Source organism: Rhodanobacter aciditrophus (genome assembly GCF_042679525.1).
Lineage (GTDB): Bacteria > Pseudomonadota > Gammaproteobacteria > Pseudomonadales > Marinomonadaceae > Marinomonas > Marinomonas aciditrophus.
The window spans coordinates 35,087-54,831 of record NZ_JBHTMN010000017.1; the positions used below are offsets into that span (position 1 = coordinate 35,087).

16 protein-coding genes are annotated in these 19,745 nt (G+C 46.5%); 9 read left to right on the forward strand and 7 right to left on the reverse strand.

The window, feature by feature from the left end:
* Window positions 1–58: 58 nt before the first annotated feature.
* Both ACFQ45_RS14610 and ACFQ45_RS14615 read right to left on the reverse strand, forming a co-directional pair.
* Window positions 59–811, reverse strand: a complete 753-nt coding sequence (locus ACFQ45_RS14610; RefSeq protein ID WP_377368979.1) for a MipA/OmpV family protein — start codon at window positions 809–811, stop codon at window positions 59–61.
* Between the two features lie 163 nt (window positions 812–974).
* On the reverse strand, window positions 975–2,069 hold the full coding sequence (locus ACFQ45_RS14615) for an ABC transporter substrate-binding protein (RefSeq protein ID WP_377368981.1): 1,095 nt from the start codon (window positions 2,067–2,069) through the stop codon (window positions 975–977).
* A gap of 254 nt (window positions 2,070–2,323) precedes the next feature.
* Here ACFQ45_RS14615 and ACFQ45_RS14620 point away from each other — a divergent pair, with 254 nt between their 5' ends.
* The 4 genes from ACFQ45_RS14620 to ACFQ45_RS14635 are packed head-to-tail and all read left to right on the forward strand — an operon-like array spanning window position 2,324 to window position 5,910.
* Window positions 2,324–3,376: a FecCD family ABC transporter permease gene (locus ACFQ45_RS14620; protein WP_377368983.1), complete on the forward strand. Its 1,053-nt coding sequence runs from the start codon at window positions 2,324–2,326 to the stop codon at window positions 3,374–3,376.
* 2 nt (window positions 3,377–3,378) lie between these two features.
* A complete protein-coding gene (locus ACFQ45_RS14625) occupies window positions 3,379–4,218 on the forward strand; it encodes an ABC transporter ATP-binding protein (protein WP_377368985.1) in 840 nt (279 codons plus the stop codon).
* Complete coding sequence (locus tag ACFQ45_RS14630; protein ID WP_377368987.1) at window positions 4,205–4,648, forward strand: pseudoazurin; 444 nt, start codon at window positions 4,205–4,207, stop codon at window positions 4,646–4,648. Before ACFQ45_RS14625 ends, ACFQ45_RS14630 begins: the two co-directional genes overlap by 14 nt.
* 41 nt (window positions 4,649–4,689) lie before the next feature.
* Window positions 4,690–5,910 (forward strand): MFS transporter, encoded by a 1,221-nt coding sequence (locus ACFQ45_RS14635; RefSeq protein WP_377368989.1) that lies wholly within the window; start codon window positions 4,690–4,692, stop codon window positions 5,908–5,910.
* A 62-nt stretch (window positions 5,911–5,972) separates the two neighbouring features.
* On the opposite strand, the gene ACFQ45_RS14640 is transcribed toward ACFQ45_RS14635, so the two are convergent.
* From ACFQ45_RS14640 to ACFQ45_RS14655, 4 genes are all read right to left on the reverse strand, one after another.
* Window positions 5,973–6,551 (reverse strand): porin family protein, encoded by a 579-nt coding sequence (locus ACFQ45_RS14640; RefSeq protein ID WP_377368991.1) that lies wholly within the window; start codon window positions 6,549–6,551, stop codon window positions 5,973–5,975.
* A gap of 223 nt (window positions 6,552–6,774) precedes the next feature.
* Window positions 6,775–8,925 (reverse strand): glucans biosynthesis glucosyltransferase MdoH, encoded by a 2,151-nt coding sequence (gene mdoH / locus ACFQ45_RS14645; protein WP_377368993.1) that lies wholly within the window; start codon window positions 8,923–8,925, stop codon window positions 6,775–6,777.
* Window positions 8,925–10,520 (reverse strand): glucan biosynthesis protein G, encoded by a 1,596-nt coding sequence (locus ACFQ45_RS14650; RefSeq protein ID WP_377368995.1) that lies wholly within the window; start codon window positions 10,518–10,520, stop codon window positions 8,925–8,927. Before ACFQ45_RS14650 ends, mdoH begins: the two co-directional genes overlap by 1 nt.
* Before the next feature lie 172 nt (window positions 10,521–10,692).
* Complete coding sequence (locus ACFQ45_RS14655; RefSeq protein WP_377368997.1) at window positions 10,693–12,561, reverse strand: cation:proton antiporter domain-containing protein; 1,869 nt, start codon at window positions 12,559–12,561, stop codon at window positions 10,693–10,695.
* A gap of 153 nt (window positions 12,562–12,714) precedes the next feature.
* Between ACFQ45_RS14655 and ACFQ45_RS14660 the strand changes: the two genes are divergently transcribed.
* A complete protein-coding gene (locus ACFQ45_RS14660) occupies window positions 12,715–13,296 on the forward strand; it encodes an NnrU family protein (protein ID WP_377368999.1) in 582 nt (193 codons plus the stop codon).
* 51 nt (window positions 13,297–13,347) lie between these two features.
* On the opposite strand, the gene ACFQ45_RS14665 is transcribed toward ACFQ45_RS14660, so the two are convergent.
* A complete protein-coding gene (locus ACFQ45_RS14665) occupies window positions 13,348–14,244 on the reverse strand; it encodes a LysR family transcriptional regulator (protein WP_377369001.1) in 897 nt (298 codons plus the stop codon).
* Between the two features lie 99 nt (window positions 14,245–14,343).
* Between ACFQ45_RS14665 and ACFQ45_RS14670 the strand changes: the two genes are divergently transcribed.
* The 4 genes from ACFQ45_RS14670 (at window position 14,344) to ACFQ45_RS14685 (ending at window position 19,731) form a co-directional block, all read left to right on the forward strand.
* Entirely contained in the window at window positions 14,344–15,546 is a 1,203-nt protein-coding gene (locus tag ACFQ45_RS14670; protein WP_377369003.1) for an MFS transporter, read from the forward strand.
* Window positions 15,547–15,902: 356 nt separating this feature from the next.
* A complete protein-coding gene (locus ACFQ45_RS14675) occupies window positions 15,903–18,302 on the forward strand; it encodes a putative bifunctional diguanylate cyclase/phosphodiesterase (protein ID WP_377369005.1) in 2,400 nt (799 codons plus the stop codon).
* 103 nt (window positions 18,303–18,405) lie between these two features.
* Complete coding sequence (locus ACFQ45_RS14680; protein WP_377369007.1) at window positions 18,406–19,350, forward strand: 2-hydroxyacid dehydrogenase; 945 nt, start codon at window positions 18,406–18,408, stop codon at window positions 19,348–19,350.
* Between the two features lie 33 nt (window positions 19,351–19,383).
* Entirely contained in the window at window positions 19,384–19,731 is a 348-nt protein-coding gene (locus ACFQ45_RS14685; RefSeq protein WP_377369009.1) for a 5-carboxymethyl-2-hydroxymuconate Delta-isomerase, read from the forward strand.
* Window positions 19,732–19,745 lie beyond the last annotated feature (14 nt).

Consider the following 19,745-nt stretch of genomic DNA (forward strand, 5'->3'; position numbering starts at 1 on the left):
AACGAAGAGCATAAAAAAGCACCCAGTAGGGTGCTTTTGGGTATCCATTTATTTGTTCTTAAAAGGCGTAGCCTAAGCCAATGGTGGCACCAAAAAGAGTGTCTTCATCGACCATTGGGCTGTCTTTCACTTCATCTGGCAAGAAGCGAGCGTCGGCGCTTAGAGACAAACTAACACGCTCCGAAAGGCCTATAAGAGTCATCACGCTCACGTAAGGCGTGATACTGTCATCTGCCGTATAAGTTGCTAGGCCACTGCGAGCCGCTTCATTAGAAGACACGCCAAAGTAGTAGTCATTGTAATCACCGCTATTCCACACTAGACCTGCTTTGGGCATGATGCGTACAGTTGGGCTAACCGGGAGCATAAGACCGTAAGACAAGTCGGCATTGAAACCGTTGTAGGTATCAAGGAAGTCGTGGGTTATCTTTGCCGAGAAAATACCTGCTGGTGTGAATCGCGTGTACTCTAAACCAAATACACCTGTCGTGTAGCGCTCATCGAGCTGACGCATTTGCGCATCACTGCTGTCACTTGGGTCAAATGAAAAGGGTGAGTAACCAGCGAAAACGCTGAATTGTTGGGCACGTTCTTTGACTAAATAAGCACCGAGGTTTGTGCCTTTTAGATAGAATCTATCGCCTTCATATTGGATAAGCGGGAGAGCCGTGCTGTTTGGGTCTGTGTGCTTGTACGGTGATTCACCGTAACCGATAAAAGTGCTGGCCGATAATCCATTAGCCGACGCGGCGCTTGAAGCAAGAACACAAAGACCAATCACTGAATAATTGCGTAAGTTTAGGGTTTTCATTGCAGATCCTTAGCATGAATTTGGACGCTAACCTTAACCTAAAATTCAGCGTGATTAAAAGCCCAGAGAGTAGGGTTTCTACAAACTTCCTTGATTGGTTTTTACTGACTTATGAGACATAGGCTCACCAGGGAATGCCCCAGTGAGCGGGTTTTGCAGGGACTTACAGTTCAGTGACAAAGGTGCCTTCAGGCATCACTGGTAGGTATTTTTGGTAGAAGTCTTTGTAGGCTTCTTCTGGATTAAGGTCAGCAAACAGCTCTGGGTACATAGCCTTTGCGTAGAACTGAATCATGGCGCCATCTAAGATGGTGCGGCAGGCTCCGTGGTAAGCTGCATACATGCGGTTATTCTGTACCGCTGATAGGGAGGACCAGCCAGTACGCTCTTTAAAACCTTCTAATCGTGTTTTTGCTAAAGACTCTTTAACACCTTGCCCCATAACCATGGAGGAGTCTGTTGTACCTGTTTCGTAGCCTGTAATGACAATGACGTCTGGGTTAGAAGCAAGAATCTGCTCTGGATTCAATTTGCCCCACCATTCAATAAAGGGTGCTGAGATATTATCGCCGCCTGCGGTCGTCGCAATGGCTCCCCACATGTTTTTGCCAAACGTGTAGCCGATCTCATCAATGTCAGCGGCACCGTATTCAGTGTAGATTTTTGGCTGAGGTAGATTGGCCTCTGCAAGACGATCTGTAATCAGTTTAACGTTTTGCGCGTATTCGTTAGCAATGGTGTTGGCGCGCTCTTGTTGGCCCGTAATAGCACCAATGATTTGGGTGCTTTTAACATGACGTTCTACGGTTTGGGCGTTGAAATCTACTACGGCAATCTTAACGCCAGCGTTCTCTAAACGCTCAATATCACTACCAAGGCCTTTGTATTGCCAATCTGCCAGCATCAGTAGGTCAGGGTTCATACTAATGACTTTTTCTACGGAGAAGGTTTTGGTGTCGACTCGGCCGATGCCTGGAATGTCGTCTAATGAAGGGCGATGCTCAAGATACATTTCCCAGTTTGCAGAACGGGCTTGCCAAATGTATTTAGACATCCCAACAACTTTGTCATAGGCCGCTTCGGTGCCGATTGCCATGTAGTCTTCAGGGTAAAAGCCAACGATGACACGCTGTGCTGGCGCTTCAAAGGTGACTTCTCGATCTAATACGTCGGTGATAGTGATGCGTTCAGCGTAAGCGCTGGAAGCCGTTAATAAGGTCGCAAGAACGGCCCACTTTTTCAGTTGTTTGCGTAGCATGATAAACCTGTAAAACAGAGAGAATTGAAGGGATGCGGTAGCATTTAAGTTCTATTTAAAACTTGCGGGGATTCTACAGTGATTTAAAATGCGGATGCAACTTATTCTCATTATTGTGATTGTTGTAAATAAGGCCAATCAATTGAAGCCCTCGCCATGTGAAGAAGGTACAATGTGCGCCTTTTACGCCCAGCCGTAAGGCTGAGAAGTGGATCATGATCCAATCTGGTAGTTAGATAAAAGACGGGTAAATTTTGGACGCAAACTTGGTAGCTGACGCCTTATCTGCTCAGCGTCAACATGAGAAAAAGCGATGGTGGGTCTTGTTGGCTCTGCTAGTCGCTTTGTTATTGTCTTTCCTTTTTGATATTGCAACGGGGCCCTCATTGTTGGGTATTGGGGACGTTGCCAATGCCTTGCTGAATGTTTTGGGGGTGCCAGTGGAGGTATCCAGCACGACTCAAGTCATTGTTACCAACTTGAGACTACCTATCGCTTTGATGGCTATCATTGTAGGAGGCTCTCTTGGGGTAGGTGGTGCTGAAATGCAGACGTTACTGAATAACCCCATGGCGAGCCCTTATACCCTTGGTATGGCCGCGGCAGCTGGATTTGGGGCGGCTTTGATGCTGTATTTAGGGTCGCTGGGATTGAACGCTAAGATAGCCGTTCCTGTTGGGGCGTTCTTATGTTGTATGTTGTCGGCTAGTTTGTTGTTTGGGTTGGCTATGATGCGACATATTTCATCGGGTCAGCTTATCTTGGCGGGTATCGCCTTACTGTTTTTGTTCCAGTCTTTATTGTCTTTAGTGCAATTCGTGTCGTCTCCTGAGCTGAGTCAGCAGATTCTATTTTGGTTATTTGGTAGCCTGACGAAAGCCTCTTGGAGCAATGTGGCGATCACCGCATTGGTAACGTTTGGCTGTGTCGCCATCTTGATGAAGGACTCATGGAAGTTAACGGCCCTAAGGTTAGGGGAGGAACGGGCGAAAAGTCTCGGGGTGAATGTGGCGCGCCTGCGTTTAAAGACATTAGTGCTGGTGGCGTTAATGACCGCCACTGCCACCAGTTTTGTGGGCATCATTGGCTTTATCGGGATTGTTGCACCGAATATTGCTCGTATTCTTGTGGGTGAAGATCAACGGTACTTTCTGCCCTTGTCGTTTTTGGTCGGAGCCTTCTTATTATCTAGTGCTTCAGTGTTGTCGAAGGTAATCGTTCCGGGCTCTTTGTTTCCAATTGGTATTGTTACCGCCATTATCGGGGTGCCCTTCTTCTTTTGGCTGATCATAGGAAAGAGGCGCTAATCATGTTGCAAGTTCAAAATTTGAGTTTGGCCTTTGATGATCTGGTGTTGGCAAAGGATATGAGCTTTGAGCTGGAGGCCGGTAAGGTTCATGTGATCATTGGACCTAATGGCACCGGCAAAAGCTCCCTATTAAAAACCTTGTTTGGTGATATCTCACCTCAACAAGGGGCAGTGCAGTTTGAGGGTAAAACCCTAAGCAAAAAGCATTTAACAGCCTGGCGACAGCAATTTGGCTATATGCCTCAAGACATTAAATTGGATGTGGGGCTGAGTGTTTTGGAGGTGGTTCTCCTTGGTCAGCTTAATGCTTTGTCCCTTAATCTTGGGGACCGTTTGATTAAAGAGGCCTTGCAAGCGCTGGATGAGATCGGCTTATTGCATCTTGCGAACCAAGATGTGCGAACCTTAAGTGGTGGTCAGTGTCAGATGATCTTGTTCGCCCAAGCGTTAATGCGTAAACCTAAAATACTCATGCTCGATGAGCCTGTCAGTGCGTTGGATTTGCATTTCCAGCAGGTGTTATTGGATCACCTTGATCAGCAGACGAAGGCCAATGGTTGGACGTCTATTATGATTCTTCATGATCTTAACCTCGCTGCTCAATACGCGGATAATTTGCTGGTGTTAAAAGGGGGCGAGCTAGTTGCCCAAGGGGCACCAAAAGATATTTTAACCCCGGAGTTGGTGTTTGATGTATACGGGGTGCGAGCAGATGTGGCCTTGGATAGTATGGGGATTCCATTTGTCCGTACCCAGCGCCGTGGCGCATCAGCTTTTTTGAATATGAAAGACTCCCTTAGCAAAGGGGAAATAGGGAAATCTAGTTATGTTGTTAAATAGAACGATCATAGTTGCCGCTGTGGCCTTGATGATGAGCACCAGTGTTTTGGCAAAGGACTGGCAAGTGCAAATGCTGAGCTTCGGCAAGAAGGGGCCCATGGTGTTTGAGCCTTCTTTTGTGCAAGCTCAAGTTGGCGATACGGTGACATTTGTTCCGACGAATCCTGGACATCATGTGAAATCCTATCTCACTCCAGAAGGCCAGACTGCTTGGGAGTCCAAGCTGAATGAAACCTATACGGTCACTTTGACTGAGGAAGGACTGCAGCTTTACTACTGTCCGCCGCATTTGGTGATGGGAATGGTAGGGATAATCCAAGTGGGTGATCCGGTGAATAAGGCGGATCTTGATGCAGCTTATCCAGAGTTTCGAGATAAGATTGCGATTAACCCAGAGCGAGTTGATGCCATTTTAAGTCAAATCCAATAGTACCTATCTGCTTGATTTAATCATCCAACACAGTATTTTTCATGAACGCAAACCACTTTATGGCTGATTGGCGACTCCTTTCAGCTGCTGGTCGTGTGCTGGTCATTAATGGCTTCACATTTAATTTAGGCTTCTACATGTTGCTGCCGTATTTAGCGGATCACTTGCAGCGCTCATTGGGGTTGAGCCCATGGCATGTGGGATGGGTGATAGGGTTACGGGTATTAAGTCAGCAGGGGTTGTTCTTAGTGGGGGGGACCTTAGGGGATTACCTTGGCTATAAGCGACTTATTCTGTTGGGATGTGTGGTTCGTGTGGTTGGTTTTGCCTTGCTTGGTTTGGCTCAGACGCTTCCGCTATTGTTGTTAGGCGCTTTTTTAACAGGATTGGCTGGGGCGTTATTTACCCCTTCTAGCAACGCCTATTTGGCCTATGAAGCACCGGATCAGGTGCGCCGTGATCGTGTCTTTGCCATGCAGAACTGGACCAGCGAAGCGGGTATGTTTTTAGGCCCATTAGTGGGTGTGGCGCTAGCCTCTTTTAGTTTTACTTGGGTTGGAACTGGGGCTGCCTTGCTCTTTAGTCTGTTGTTTTTGATCCAATGGCGCTATTTGCCAGAACTGGTTGATCAGGAAAAGCGTTCCTCCAATGAGCTCCCTTTTTGGTATCAGTGGCGCTCTATGTTTGCTAATAAAGCTTTCATGGGGTTTATTGCCTTTGCCTGTGCGTTCCATCTGTTTTTCCACCAGCTGTACTTATCTTTGCCTGCGGAAGTGGAATCCCGTGCATTGGGGACTCAGGTGATTACCTGGGTGTTTATGACCACCTCGGTGCTGGGTATTACCTTGCAACTTCCTGTGAGCCGCTGGGTAGCACGCACTATTGGTAGTGCCCGTGCTATGGGTTTGGGCATCGCCATGATGGGGAGTTCATTTCTGTGGTTTATTGTTTCGTTTTCTGGTGCCCCATGGCTCAACTTTATTGGGTACGGAGTGACCTTTAGCTTAGGGTCGATGTTGGTTTTGCCTTTGCTTGGTTCTTATGTGCCACGTTTTTGTCTTAAGTCCGAGTTGGGGAGTTACTATGGATTGTACTCTTGTGTCGGTGGTGCGGTGGCTTTTCTTGGTAATGTGACGTTAGGTGGATTGCTCTCTATATCTGAATTAGAGCGTGAATGGGTGTGGCTTGCTTTATGTGTTGTCGGTGTTGTTGCTGGAATGGGGTTGTATCGGCAAGTGAGCCAGTTGGCAACATCAGATTAAGGGAAGATAAGTAAGGTATAGATAAGCAGCACCAACTAGGCTGATGCTGCTTATGAGGTGTCTTAGAAACGGTATTCTAGACCGAGTGAGGCTTGGTTAAAGTCCGTGTCAAAGTCTGTGTCACTGCCGCTATCTGCCGCTTCGTCGGCATTCAAATCAACGTCGTACCAGGTGTATTGGGCGCTAAGCAGTAGGTTTTGAGACAGCTTGAAGTTAAGACCTGCACCTGCAAACAATGCTTCGTCATCGTTTGAACCATTAAATCCAGCCACGTTATAGTCTGTTTCATACCATAGCTGACCTGCTTTAGCGAAGATTTCTACTGTATCCGTGATTGGTAATGTACCTTTTAATGCCGCTGAATAGCCGGTGGTTTCTGCGTTGGAAATACTGTTTCCGTACTCGCCAAAGTCCGAGTAGGCACCTTCCAAAGCAAAGAAGCTATTAAAGCGGTAACCCAATACCCCTTGCCACATATCGTTGCTATCGTCGAAATCATCCTCATTGTCGACTTTCAGGTAACCGTAGTTACCACCTAGGTATAGGCCACTGTCGTTTGTACTCATATCCTCAGCATTGGCAGCGGTTGTGAAGGCTGTAAGTGCTACCGTGCTTGCTACAATCGGCATGAATTTTTTCATGGTGCTACTCCTTTTTGCTCGTTGTTTAGTACGGGATTTAGTTTTGACCTAACCCGCTCTGTAGTAAACCCGAAAACCGACGACTTCATTTTACCTGTGCTATCTTTTGGGTATTGGTGCACTAAGTTGCGAAATGCTGCCAAACTTGATGGAAAGCTGACGGTTGAAAATGTCACAAAAAAAGGCCGCTTAGAAAGCGGCCTTTTACAGTTAAGTGGTTGGGCTAAGCATAGGCTTGTTTTTGGCCTTCATCACTCATGTGAAAGAACTTTTGTAGAGCCATAAATAGCGATCGATTTTTCAAAATCATTAAGCACTCTTTCTCACTTAGGTGGGTGAGAAGCTCATCAAGGCTTTCGCTATTCTCGATTTGCCAAGCAGCGCAGATGCGATCGCGGTTGAAGCTGGTGTCTTCCTCTTCAGGCAGTTGCGCTAAATGCCAGTGGTAAAACTGCACATCGTTCAGGTAGGCCTCTAGGGCATGAGCTTCTTCAGGCTGCAGTAAGTTGTCTTCTAAGGAAGCAAGCTCAGCGATCTTCTGCTCAAGGCGCTTAACGATAGGTGTTGGTTTGCGTTCTTCCGGGCCTTTTAGCAGGCCTAGTTTGGAGAGCAAGTTGCCTCGTTTCGCGCCACCACTGAGCCAAGACAAGGGAATAGAAAACACTAAACCAAAAGTAATAGGCAGAGACCAGTAGAACAGTTGGGGGCTTAAATACAATGCACTTGCACCTAATACCAAACCAAAAACAGTGTGGTAGCTGTGGGCGCGGGCGGTTTCACCCCAAGAGTTGGCTCCGTCATCACGGGATTGAGGAGCCCAGCCACTGTCTCTGCCTTTTAAAATGTCCATTACCACAAGGAACTGAGAGAACATCAAAATCGGTGCATAAAGGGCAGAGATGATGATTTCAAGCAGCGTATCGAGTGTTAGCATGATAGGGCCGCCGAATTTGAAGCACTGCTTCAAATGCACCATGCCGCTGATCCAACCATAGATCTTGGGGGCCAGTACTAGGCCCATGGATACTATGAATAGAGAACGTGCTTTTTCGAAGTCGAAGACAGGCCAATTCGGGAACAGAGATAAATTGTTAAAGTACTCTGGGCGAACAAAATGAGCCTGTACCGCCAAGGCGAAACCGACAGCAATCAGCGAAAACCAAAACACTGCGCTGAAATAGGCGAAGATACCTGTTAGCAAGTGCATACGGCTGGCGAAATGTAGGCCTTTAGCAGGTAAAAAAGCTTTATGCTGCAAGTTGCCCTGACACCAGCGACGGTCACGAACCATCACATCAATGAGCGATGGCGGCGCTTCTTCATAGGAAGCTTGTAGGTCTGTATCAAATCGAACACCCCAACCGGCGCGGCGCAGTAATGCCGCCTCAATAAAGTCGTGACTTAATACATGGCCACCGAATGGTGCTTCACCGGGTAATAGCGGTAGGCCACAGGATTCAGCGAAGGCTCGGGTGCGAATGATGGCATTGTGACCCCAGAAGTTAGAAGCATTACCATGCCAAGTGGTTAAACCCGCCGCATAGATGGGACCAAAACACTGGTTTGCAAACTGCTGAATGCGACCATAAAGGGTGTCAGCACGAATCAGGGTTGGTAAGGTCTGAATCAAGCCAAGGGTGGGTTCCGCTGCCATACGACGAGACAGGGATTGTAGACACTCAGCGCTCATTAGGCTGTCAGCATCTAGTACGATCATGCATTCATAATCGGCCCCAAAACGGGTGACCCATTCCGAAATATTACCTGCTTTTCGTTCGGCGTTATTTAAGCGGCGACGGTAATAGATTGGGCAGGCGGATTCGTCATGATTCAAAATGGGATAAAAAGTCTGCTTCTCTTTAATGCTCGATTCCGAACGGTTGGTATCGCTGAGGATAAAGAAGGCAAATTTCCCTGGGGCTTTCTCTACCAAGTCATCATGCATGGCTTCAATGCTGGCGCGGATGCGCACAGGATCTTCGTTATAAACCGGTAGCAAGATGGCCGTGACGCCCTCGGGCTCCTGTTCTTTTCGTCGCCAATGGAAGGGTGACAGCTTAAATACCAAACCTAAGGTGGCTTGGCTGAAAGCATAGGAAATCCACGAGAAGTTCACGCAGAACAATCCCAAAAATAACCACTGTAGGGAGGTGATTTGGTTCGTATTCAGTACGTCGTACATCTCTTTTGCACCATAAACCGTTAAGCCCGCGGTACAAGCGATGACAAAGAGACGCGCCAATAGGGTGGTCAAAAAGAAACGTTGGTTTTGTCTCTTAGCTTTTTGTCGCGATTCACCCACCTCATGACGAGGCATGGTGAGCTTTGCTTCGTTAGGAAGTGCGTAATGTCCTTTATTGCTATTAACGTCCATTATTCATTCAACCATCTGTATAACCAAGTGGCAGCAAGGGGCTTACCTTCTTGCTGAAGTTGTACTCGCAGTTCTGCTGAGTTTGCATCTTTTGGATCAAACGTCACATAGGCGCGTACGCCATTTTGGTATGGGTTAGGTGCTAGGTGCGCTTCAATGATTTCTCCAGAAGAAATGCTTGCGTCAACCGCGATCGTATTCATATCCGTGATGTCAATATTGTTGAAATCAATCACCACTTCTTCGTTGTCATTTTGTAGCTTGTTACCTTGAGCGCTACGAACAATGTGGGGTTTATCAGCCAACACAGGGGTGTCGTTAGTCATGGTTAAACGATAGGAGTAGGTAAATGGCTCACCTTTCTTCAGACCGCCTTTAGGCTGCCAATAGGCCACAATGTTGTCATTGGCTTCTGAATTTGACGGGATCTCTACCAGCTCAACATGGCCCTCGCCCCAATCATTTAAAGGCTTGATCCACATGGAAGGGCGATTTTGGTAATTCGCTTCTAGGTCCTGATAGTCGGCAAACCGACGATGGCGTTGGATCAGACCAAAACCTTTTGGTGACTGGTCCATGAACGCGCTGATTTGAAGGTTTTCAGGGTTATTCAATGGACGCCAAAGTAGCTCGTCTTTTCCTGTTTGAATCTGCAATCCCTCAGAATCATGCACCGCTTCACGGAAGTCTTCCGTACGGGAGTGATTTAAAGAACCGTTAAACATATACATAGAGGTGATCGGGGCCAGACCCACGTGCTTAATGTCATCCCTTGGAAAGAGCGTCGCTTCTACATCTACACGGGTAGGAGAGCCTGGGTAAATACCAAAGCGATATGCTCCCGTGACGCGCTTACTGTCCAATAGGGCGTGAACGACAATGGCTTCTTGGGAGGTGGATGGGCGCTCGATCCAAAAATGGCGAAACATTGGGAATTCTTCACCCGTTGGCTGGGCGACGTCTATGGCTAGACCTCGGGCAGAAACTCCGTAGTTTTGGCCCCGGGACACAGCGCGAAAGTAGCTGGCCCCCTGAAACACAATAAACTCATCTTTGTATTCGTTACGATTGATTGGATAGTGCAATCGCAAGCCAGCGTATTTGCCCACCTGAGTAATCAGTTGGTTGATTTCATCGTTAGGTGTGGTGAAAGAATCTGGCTTTACTTCAATCGGGAAAGCTCGGCCATTCTCCACCGCATCAATTTCGATCAAATCTTGATAAAGAAAACCAGGGGCAAACAGCTGAATAGAGAACTTGGTGGGTGAATTACCCCAAACGGCTTGGTTTTGTTGGAAGTTGATTTGTCGATAGGTTTCGTAATCCATCCCATTAAGTGCCTCAGGGGCTTTCTGCGGAGCCTGCATCGGCTGCTTAGAAAGAGATCGGGCTAAATCCACAACGGTTTGTTTGTTGAATTTATACCCTTCTGGGCTTGGGGGAATGGTTGGATTTTCGACAGCCTCGTCGGTTGCTTCGGTTACTTCCGGAGTCGCTGTTTGGTCTTGAAGTTCCGTTTCTGGCGCAGAAAATACCGCCGTACTGAACAATAAACTTGTCAGCAGGGGTAAAGCCAGCGTCGTTAGTTTACTCATAGAATTAAATATCACCGTCTGTTTGGATTCTGGCATTTTGGCGAGGCGGGCTCACCATCTTTACATTCCATGTTAATGATAAATGAGCCGAATAATGTGGTTTTGCTGTCGAGATTACGCAAAGATTGGGGATTCACCAGTATGTTGACGGAACTTTGCGCAATTACTGTCCTTATGTTTGAGAATCTTTCCCATGACGTAGGGCGTTCATGGTCGCGCGAACTTCTGGATCCCGCTCTTTAAGGTGTTCTTTTATGCGAGCGATGTAGGCTTGGTTTTCATGGGAAGGGACTCCTGTCTGATGAGCATCTGCTACAGCAACCATGGAATCCTTATCATAATGATTAAAAGTATCCACCATCTGTTGAGCTTGTTCCGTTGGAATGCCTAGTGCTTCGAAGGTTGAGCGCCCCATACGTAAGCTGCTGTCCCAGGTTTCACGGATGATGTCACGGCAGCCATAGGACCAAAGATCGTATACATGGTTGTTATCATGGGCCCGAGCAATAACGTGAAGTTTCGGGTAGTGTTCAACAACATGTTTTACCAATTTAGTCACTTGCTCTGGGTCATCAATGGCAATGATCAAGATGTCTGCCTCTTCAATCCCGGCTGCATGTAAAATGTCTGGTCGCGTGGCGTCGCCAAAATAATTTTGCACCCCGAATCGTTCTAGGGCACGTAAACGTTTGACGCTAAAATCAATCACTGTGGCGTCATAATTAGCCAATCTCAGCATACGGTCTACAACACTGCCCATTCGACCAGATCCCGCAATGATGATCTTTTTATCGTTAGGAAACTCACTGCTGTGCTGGCCGGTGGAATCATTCACATAGCGTGGAGCGATTTTTTTATCGTAAAGAATGAAAAGCAGAGGCGTGAGTAACATCGAGATGGCAACAATCAAAAGTAGAATGTCTGCCGTAGCTTGGGATAATACTGAGTTACTTTCGCTGAATGCGATCAACACAAAGCCGAACTCCCCCGCTTGGGCTAAACTCAGCCCAAACAGCCATTTGTTACTTCCTCGGATATTAAACAACCGTCCTAAAACCAGAAGCACGATCGCTTTTACGATCATCAAGCCTAGGCTCAAGGCTATAATGAGCCAGAACTTTTCAAATAAAAGTTGGAAATCAATGCCCGCCCCGACGGTCATGAAAAACAGCCCCAAAAGAAGCCCTTTAAATGGCGCAATGTCACTCTCTAGCTCATGACGATAAGGAGAACTCGCTAACACCACGCCAGCCAAGAAGGTTCCCAAGGCAGGGGATAGGCCAACCAGTGACATCAATACCGTAACACTGACAACAAACAGTAATGCGGTAGCCGTGAACATCTCACGCAAGTTAGCAATGGAAATATAGCGAAATATTGGTGACGCCAAGTAATGACCACCAACAATGACCAGTGCTATGGCGCCAAGAGTGACGGCGGTGGTCTGCCACCCTGATAGTCCATGAAGTAAGGTTGAATCATGAGAGCCTGCGGTATCAGCAACCTCTGTCACTATATTGGACAAGTCAGGGGACGCCAGTAACGGCATAAAGGCAAGCATTGGAATGACAATAATGTCTTGTGCCAATAAAACGGCAAACGACGATTGACCACCGTCTGATTTGAGTAGACCCTTTTCAGATAAGGTTTGAATGACGATAGCTGTAGAGGAGAGGGCTAATATAAGCCCGATGGCCAATCCTGTATTCCAAGATTCACCAAACCCTAGACAGACAGCTGTGACCACTAGGGCAGTTAGCGCCACTTGGCCGCCACCAAGTCCTACCAACCTAGCACGCATGGCCCAAAGTGCTTGAGGTTTAAGTTCAAGGCCGACCAAAAACAGCATCAGTACCACCCCAAGCTCCGCAAAATGTTGCAAGGCGGTGATGTCCACTTGCAGCAGTGACAACAATGGGCTTATTAGTACACCCGCTAGTAAATAGCCTAATACGGAGCCGAGTCCTAACCGAGTGGCAATGGGAACCGATACGACGCCAGCAACAAGGAAAATGAAGGTGAGAAATAAAGCATCGATCATAATAAGCAGCTACAGCTCAGAAGGTTAGAGTGAACTAGTGTAAACCTGATTGGCTTTGTTTGACTATGGTCAATTGGGGAATAGCCTTGCACGACCTATAGGGGGCGGATAAAGTTAGCGTGCCAGAAGAGGTCGTTCATACAGGAGAGGGTTATGGCGCTATTGTTAGTAGGGTTGTTTTTATTTATTGGGGTGCACTGCATACGTCCATTTGCACCAGATTTACGAGAGTCGATGATCGAACAACTGGGGGCCCGTAATTGGAAGTTGCTATACAGTGCCGTGGCCATTGTGGGATTGCTCACCACCATTATGGGGTATGGGTATGCGCGATACAGTGCTGTTTGGTTGTGGACGCCTCCCGTTTGGTCACGTCATGTGGCAGCTCTTCTGATACTGGTGGCATTTATTTATCTTGCTGTGGCTAAGATGCCGTACTCGAAAATGAAGCAAATGGGTGGCCACCCAATGCTTATCGGTGTGAAACTTTGGGCCTTTGCACATCTTATTAGCAATGGCTCTTCGGCGGACGTGGTGTTATTTGGTGCCTTTCTCGCTTGGGCTGTGGCGGATTATGCCATTTCTAAACGACGTGATCGTGAAGCCGGTGTGACTTACGAAGCGCCTAATATGAAATACGATTTGATAGCGGTCGTGATCGGTACGGTTGCTTTTGCTTTGTTCGCTTTCTATTTGCATCCCATCCTAATCGGTGTAGCGCCATTTGCTATCTAGCAAGCCATTATTGAGTTAGCCACTAAGCCAATCACTTTTTAAGTAAGCCAATCACTTTTCAAAGATTGGCTTTTTTCGTTCTGTTTCTTCGATCAAAAAGTTTAAAAAGGCCTGATTGGCTTTAGATAGGTAGCCTCCTTTTCGCCATGCAATATTAATGTCCAGCCAGACATTATCCGCAAAGGGTTTGGTGATGACGTCGTCTTTGGGTTCAATGACCATTCCAAGAAGGGTTGATACCCCAAAACCCTGTTGTACGATGGATTTGATCAGGGGAATCAAGTTAGTTTCAAAACCTATGTTTGGAGTGACACCTTGCTCCTTAGCAAGGCGATCAATGACTCGGCGATGAAAATAGCCTTCTTTAAACATGACCAACTCCTCTTTAAAGAATTGCTCCGGTGTGACTGTGTCTAAGGCAGCAAAGGGGTGTTCCTTATTAATCGCCACCAGCATTTGTTCCCGGATCAAAGCGCGAGTTTCCAGTTGATCGCTTGGGGACTCTGCAACGATCACGCTAAGGTCAATCTCGCCGGCTTCCAGCATTTGTTTGAGCTTCCAAGTGCCTCCTTCAATAACCTGAAGTGACAGGTTGGGGTAGCGATGCTTGAAGGCCATTAATATGGGTGGAAAGTAATAAGAACCCAGCATACTGGGAATGCCCACACGAACCTCTCCCTTGGCCAAACCATTGAGCTCTGACATCGCTAGCTGAGCATCATCGGCGGCTTGAACCGTCTTGCGAGCGTAATCGATTAATACCCGACCTTCATCGGTAAGCGAAATTTTACGCTCGTAACGATGAAATAGGTCTACCCCACATTCGCTCTCTAGTTTTTTGATTGCCATGCTGATTGCCGGTTGAGCGATGTGCAGTTGTTCGGCGGCTCGGGTAAAGCTCAAAGTATCGGCGACCGCTAGAAAATAGCGTAAGGGTTTTACTTCCATAATCATCTCTTATCTATTGGATAATTTTTATATATTTTTTTGATGCTTTTGAAAGGAGTATAGTGCCCCGATAGTTGAATTTAAAGCAGGCTCATAAGCATGATCGAAGCAAAAGGTTGGGTGTTCTGGCGTGGTACTCTAGCGCTTATCATTGGTTCATTTATGGTGTTCGCCAATGTGTATGTGACTCAGCCATTACTTCCTATGATTGCAGGGCACTTTGCCATCACGGAGCTGCAAGCGGCCAGTAGTTTTACTATCACCACCTTCACCTTAGGCATCTCCCTATTATTTTATGGTCCCTTATCTGACGCGTTAGGTCGAAAAGGCATCATGCTCTTCACTTTATTCGGGGTGACCTTAACCACTTGTGCCTTAGCTTTTGTAGAAAGTTACCCTTGGTTATTAGTGTTAAGAGGAGTTCAAGGGTTCTTTTTGGCGGGCTTGCCCGCTATTGCTGTGGCGTATATGGGGGATGAATATACGCCCCATGCGCTAGCGGTAGCGGTTGGCCTTTATATCAGTGGCAATACTTTGGGGGGCATTGGTGGTCGCCTAATCGGAGGGTTTGTCGGTGAATGGCAGGGGCCGTCTGCCGCTTTTATGGTGATGGCCTTGGTCAGCTTGGTGTGCGTTTCTTTGTTCGCTTATTTGTTACCCAAATCACAAAGGTTTCAACCGCGCCCATTTAAGGTGAGCTCTATTTTACAAAACGTCCGTTTACATTTAAGTAATCGTGTACTGTTGCTGTGCTACCTTATTGGTGGTTTTAACTTCTTTATCTTTATTAACCAGTACAGCTATATCACGTTTGTCCTTGAAGCAGCGCCATACAGCTTGTCAGCAAAGTATGTGAGCTTGCTGTTTTTGACCTATTTAAGTGGCACTGTGGGGTCGGCATTTTCTGGTAAGCTTGCGGGCATTATTCCTCAGCCACGTATTATGACATTGGGCACATGTGTGTTGATTATCGGCTCTCTTGTGACTCTTCAGGGCTCGTTATCAACGATCATTATGGGTTTGTTTTTAAATTGTTTTGGCTTCTTCTTATGCCACTCTACCGCCAGCAGTTATGTGAGTAAAAATGCCCATCAGGCTAAGGCCAGCGCCTCATCGTTATATTTGGTGTTTTATTATGTTGGCGCCAGTTGCGGTGGTTTTTACTTAGACCCGTTTTGGCAATATGGAGGTTGGAGCTGGGTAGTTGCAGGGTCTATTTTGGTCTTTTCTTGTGTACTGACTTTAACCTTGGTGTTATCAAGCGTGAGCCGTAAGCCGGTGGAAGCATTTTCAGCTTCATAGGCTGTTCGTCTGATCGGATGTCAGTGAGCTCTTTTGGCATATCTCGTGCTTGATATTATGGGTAGTCGCTTTCTATTTGTAGGCTTTTGTAAACTAGTAAGTCGTCTTTATGTATTTGGGAGACTTAAATTAGTATTGCTTTATATACAACTTATTAATGTATAAAGAAAATTTTATACCAGTTGAATGTTGAATAAATTGTTGGCATATTCATTTATTGCACAATTTAGGAATGACTGGTGCCCTAATGCCGTCATTTTAGTGATCGATCATTGATCTTTCTTTGGTGGTAGTTAAGCTCAAAGCGAATAGTACATCGCCACTATTATTAAATGGTTTAGCTTAGTAGGGATCTTATGCGGTTAGCGCTCACGAAATCTCTGTATTTAAAGCAAACGATTGCAACTTTGATGTTGGCGATTGTTTTAAGTGTTGTGTTGAGCTGTTTACAAGCCTATGAAACTCTAAAAAACGAACCCGCTAGAATAGAGCAAGAGTTGCAAAGTGTATTGTCTCTTGTGGAACAACCTCTAGCCCAAGCTTTATTTCGATTAGATCGTCCGTTTGCACAACAGCAAGCTGAGAGTTTGCTGTATCACCCTGCCATTCATCGGGTGGTGCTGCTTGATGAAGAAGGGAATGTGTTTGCCCAAGCAAATGCCCTTCGTTTGGCCCCAAATATCAGTGATTCTCTTTCTGAACGTCTATTGCCTGGGGAATTATCTATCTCCCGCCAACTGTATTTCAGTGATATTGAAGTACAGCTTGGAAAGATTCTTGTTAACTTAGATCGTAGCTATTTAGTCGATGAAATTGTGCGCTTTAATAGCCAATTTTTTATCCAAAATCTTGTTAAAGATATTTTGCTGGCCTCTCTCATTTCTCTTGTTTTTTATGGTTTAGTCACTCGCCCTGTCAAACAGTTAACTTGGTCAATTGCCCATCTCGGTGGGCGAGATATGGTGTCCTTACCGAGTTCCTTTGACCGGGTTCACAAGGAAGATGAGTTAGGCAAATTAAAAACAACGTTTAATCAGTTACTGTCTCGGTTGACCTCCGCCATGAGTGCTTTGGAGCGTAGCCATCAGCATTCAAAAGCAATGATTGACCATGCAGCCGATGGCATCTTGGTAGTGGACCACAACAATAAGATTACTCTAACCAACGGTGCAATTGAGAAGCTCACGTCGCTCACTTCACAAGAGTTGATGAGCCGACCTTTAAGTGAGCTTCATGGGGATAATCTTTGGTTGCCTTTGGACGAACTGTTGACGGAAATGCCTGTGGATGGGGTGATGACCGTTGAAACAACGTTCTCCCCTGAGACTACCCCAATTCCCGTGGAAATAAGGATCGCCAAGTATCTGGTTCAGGATGAGCCTGAGATGGTGCTGTTAGTGCGTGACTTGTCAGAGCGAAAAGAAGCACAGCAGCGGATAAACCGCTTGTCCTATTATGACTCGTTAACCCGTTTGCCGAATCGATCGCTAGTGGTTGATCGCCTACAAAAAAGTATGAATGGCTTGGCCAGTGATGAAACGGGCGCTTTAATCATGCTCGATCTTGATCGCTTTAAAACCATTAATGATTCCCTTGGTCATAACGTGGGTGATCAGCTGCTGATTGAGGTGGTGGATTCTATCTTACCAAGTGTACCCGCTGATATGACGTTTGCTCGTATGGGAGGAGATGAGTTTGCCTTCCTATGGGGAAGTATGGGAGGGGGCGAAGGGGATAGAAACGCCCATGTGTTGAACTTCGTCCAGCAAGTCCTAAATGAATGTGCCAAAGCCAAGTGGGTGGCCGGACATGAACTTCATGTCACTGCCAGTATCGGGGTGTCCTTTTTCGATGGCTCAGAAGAGTCGCCAGCGACGGTTTTGCGTCAAGCGGACACGGCTCTGTATCGAGCTAAGGAAGTGGGGCGTAACACCTTTGCCTTCTTCCAAGACGATATGCAGGCTATTTCTGATAAGCGTCTTAGTCGGGAAAAATCTCTGCACCGAGCCTTAAGCAAAAATGAATTTGAAGTCTATTACCAACCCCAGAATGACGATCAGGGTCATATTATTGGTGCGGAAGCATTATTACGTTGGAACGACCCGGATGATGGCTTTATTTCTCCCGACGAGTTCATATCGGTTGCGGAAGAAATCGGACTCATTCACGATATCGGCCGGTTTGTATTTCAAGAGTCAGCTAGACAGGTGGCCCAATGGCGGAAAGAGGGGATCTGGAAAGATGATTGGCGAATTTCTATAAACGTCAGCCCCATTCAATTTCTTCATCCAAATCTAGTGCCAGACATTACTGACGCATTGGAAAAATCTGGCTTGCCAGCCAGCGCGGTGGATCTGGAAATTACCGAAAATATGCTCATGTCAGACCTAGAGCTGGCCTTGTCTAAAATGGCTCAGATTCGGGCATTAGGCATTCATTTATCCATCGATGATTTTGGGACTGGCTATTCCTCTTTGAAGTATCTAAAAGAGCTGCCGATCAACCGACTCAAAATTGACCAATCGTTTGTCCGTGATTTGATTGACGACCCAAATGATCGTGCCATTGTCTTGGCTGTGATTGCTATGGCGAAAGCACTTGGGGTGAATGTGTTGGCGGAAGGGGTGGAAACTCAAGCGCACTTTGACCACTTAAAAGCCATGGAATGTTTCACTTACCAAGGCTATTTCTTTGGCCGACCTTGTCCTGCTATTCAGTTTGCCGAATTGTGTCGCAATCCTTTTAAAGTCGTTTAACTAAACGATTTCACGTGACCGCAATACTGGGTGAACGTTTCACTTTTGTGTTTGATTCGGTATGTTTGTCATGCTTATTCGATTTAAATTAAGGTGTTAGTTCATGAAAGCCCCCATCCCATTTATCCATCGCTTAGATGAAGCAGACGAGAGACTTTGGTTAGAGCAGCTGTCTCGCCAGATGCCCGATGAAAGTATTTTACCTCTTAATAAGCTAAGTGATGCGGAATGCAAGATGGCAGATATTGCGGTGGTGGCAAATCCTGATCCTGAAGATCTAAAACGCCTACCTAACCTTGTTTGGGTACACAGTGTCTGGGCTGGGGTGGAGCGAATGGTGAACGAGCTGGACAACCCAGCTTTTAGAATTGTGCGACTCGTGGATCCTGAGCTGAGCAACACTATGGCTGAGGCGGTGTTAACCTGGTCGCTGTTTTTACATCGAGACATCCCTGATTATTCCTTGCAGCAGCAGAAAGCGCTTTGGCAACCCTTACCCTATGTACCTGCTCGAGAACGTACCGTCGGACTACTGGGATTGGGTGAACTCGGTAAAGCCAGTGCCGAGCGCTTGAAGTCCAATGGCTTTAATGTGATTGGTTGGAGTCGTTCGCAAAAAACGATTGCCGGCGTGGAATGCTTTTCCGGTGAAGAGGGTTTTGAGAGCGTTCTAAATAAAAGTGATATACTGGTCTGCTTGCTTCCTTTGACGCAGCATACGGAAAATCTTCTTAGTTTTGAAAGTATGGATCTAATAAAGCCAGGGGCTAAGCTGATTAACTTTGCTCGAGGGAAAATAATCGATGATGAAGCCTTACTTTATGCCTTAAACACGGGACGCTTACAGAGAGCAGTATTGGATGTGTTTGCCATTGAGCCATTGCCACGCTCTCATCCTTATTGGACGCATCCAAAAGTGAGTGTGTTGCCCCATATTTCCGCGGCCACATCCATTTACTCAGCGTCGCAAATAGTGGCTCAGAATGTTCGCAATTATCGAATGCTAAACATACTGCCCAATACAGTAGATTTACAGCTTGGTTATTAACGTTTTTCAAAATACTAATAAAAGGAAAAGACTATGCCGCACTGTATCTTAGAGTACAGCCAGAATCTTGAACAAGAAGTGCCGCCTATGGACTTACTGGAAGCTGTTCAAGAAGCCTGTATTAACTCTCAGCTTTTTCAGCCGAGTGATATTAAGCTTAGGGCTTTTCCCTGCAAACACTTCATTACGGGTGGTGCGCAGGACGCTTTCATTCATGTGACGGTTCGGATTTTGAGTGGAAGAACGCAAGAGCAGAAAACGCTACTTTCACAGTCTGTCCTAGAAGCTTTGTGTCGCTTTGCGTTGAAACAAGTTAGCCTTACGGTTGAAATTCTTGAGATGGAAAACGAAAGCTACATGCGCAAGGTCTTTCCAGCTTAAGACTCTTACCTAAC

Bases quoted from the DNA above. Each gene is read 5' to 3' on its own strand.
- ACFQ45_RS14610 (WP_377368979.1), bottom strand. From the start codon at position 811: ATGAAAACCCTAAACTTACGCAATTATTCAGTGATTGGTCTTTGTGTT.
- ACFQ45_RS14615 (WP_377368981.1), bottom strand. From the start codon at position 2,069: ATGCTACGCAAACAACTGAAAAAGTGGGCCGTTCTTGCGACCTTATTA.
- ACFQ45_RS14625 (WP_377368985.1), top strand. From the start codon at position 3,379: ATGTTGCAAGTTCAAAATTTGAGTTTGGCCTTTGATGATCTGGTGTTG.
- ACFQ45_RS14630 (WP_377368987.1), top strand. From the start codon at position 4,205: ATGTTGTTAAATAGAACGATCATAGTTGCCGCTGTGGCCTTGATGATG.
- ACFQ45_RS14635 (WP_377368989.1), top strand. From the start codon at position 4,690: ATGAACGCAAACCACTTTATGGCTGATTGGCGACTCCTTTCAGCTGCT.
- ACFQ45_RS14640 (WP_377368991.1), bottom strand. From the start codon at position 6,551: ATGAAAAAATTCATGCCGATTGTAGCAAGCACGGTAGCACTTACAGCC.
- mdoH (WP_377368993.1), bottom strand. From the start codon at position 8,925: ATGGACGTTAATAGCAATAAAGGACATTACGCACTTCCTAACGAAGCA.
- ACFQ45_RS14650 (WP_377368995.1), bottom strand. From the start codon at position 10,520: ATGAGTAAACTAACGACGCTGGCTTTACCCCTGCTGACAAGTTTATTG.
- ACFQ45_RS14655 (WP_377368997.1), bottom strand. From the start codon at position 12,561: ATGATCGATGCTTTATTTCTCACCTTCATTTTCCTTGTTGCTGGCGTC.
- ACFQ45_RS14660 (WP_377368999.1), top strand. From the start codon at position 12,715: ATGGCGCTATTGTTAGTAGGGTTGTTTTTATTTATTGGGGTGCACTGC.
- ACFQ45_RS14665 (WP_377369001.1), bottom strand. From the start codon at position 14,244: ATGGAAGTAAAACCCTTACGCTATTTTCTAGCGGTCGCCGATACTTTG.
- ACFQ45_RS14670 (WP_377369003.1), top strand. From the start codon at position 14,344: ATGATCGAAGCAAAAGGTTGGGTGTTCTGGCGTGGTACTCTAGCGCTT.
- ACFQ45_RS14675 (WP_377369005.1), top strand. From the start codon at position 15,903: ATGCGGTTAGCGCTCACGAAATCTCTGTATTTAAAGCAAACGATTGCA.
- ACFQ45_RS14680 (WP_377369007.1), top strand. From the start codon at position 18,406: ATGAAAGCCCCCATCCCATTTATCCATCGCTTAGATGAAGCAGACGAG.
- ACFQ45_RS14685 (WP_377369009.1), top strand. From the start codon at position 19,384: ATGCCGCACTGTATCTTAGAGTACAGCCAGAATCTTGAACAAGAAGTG.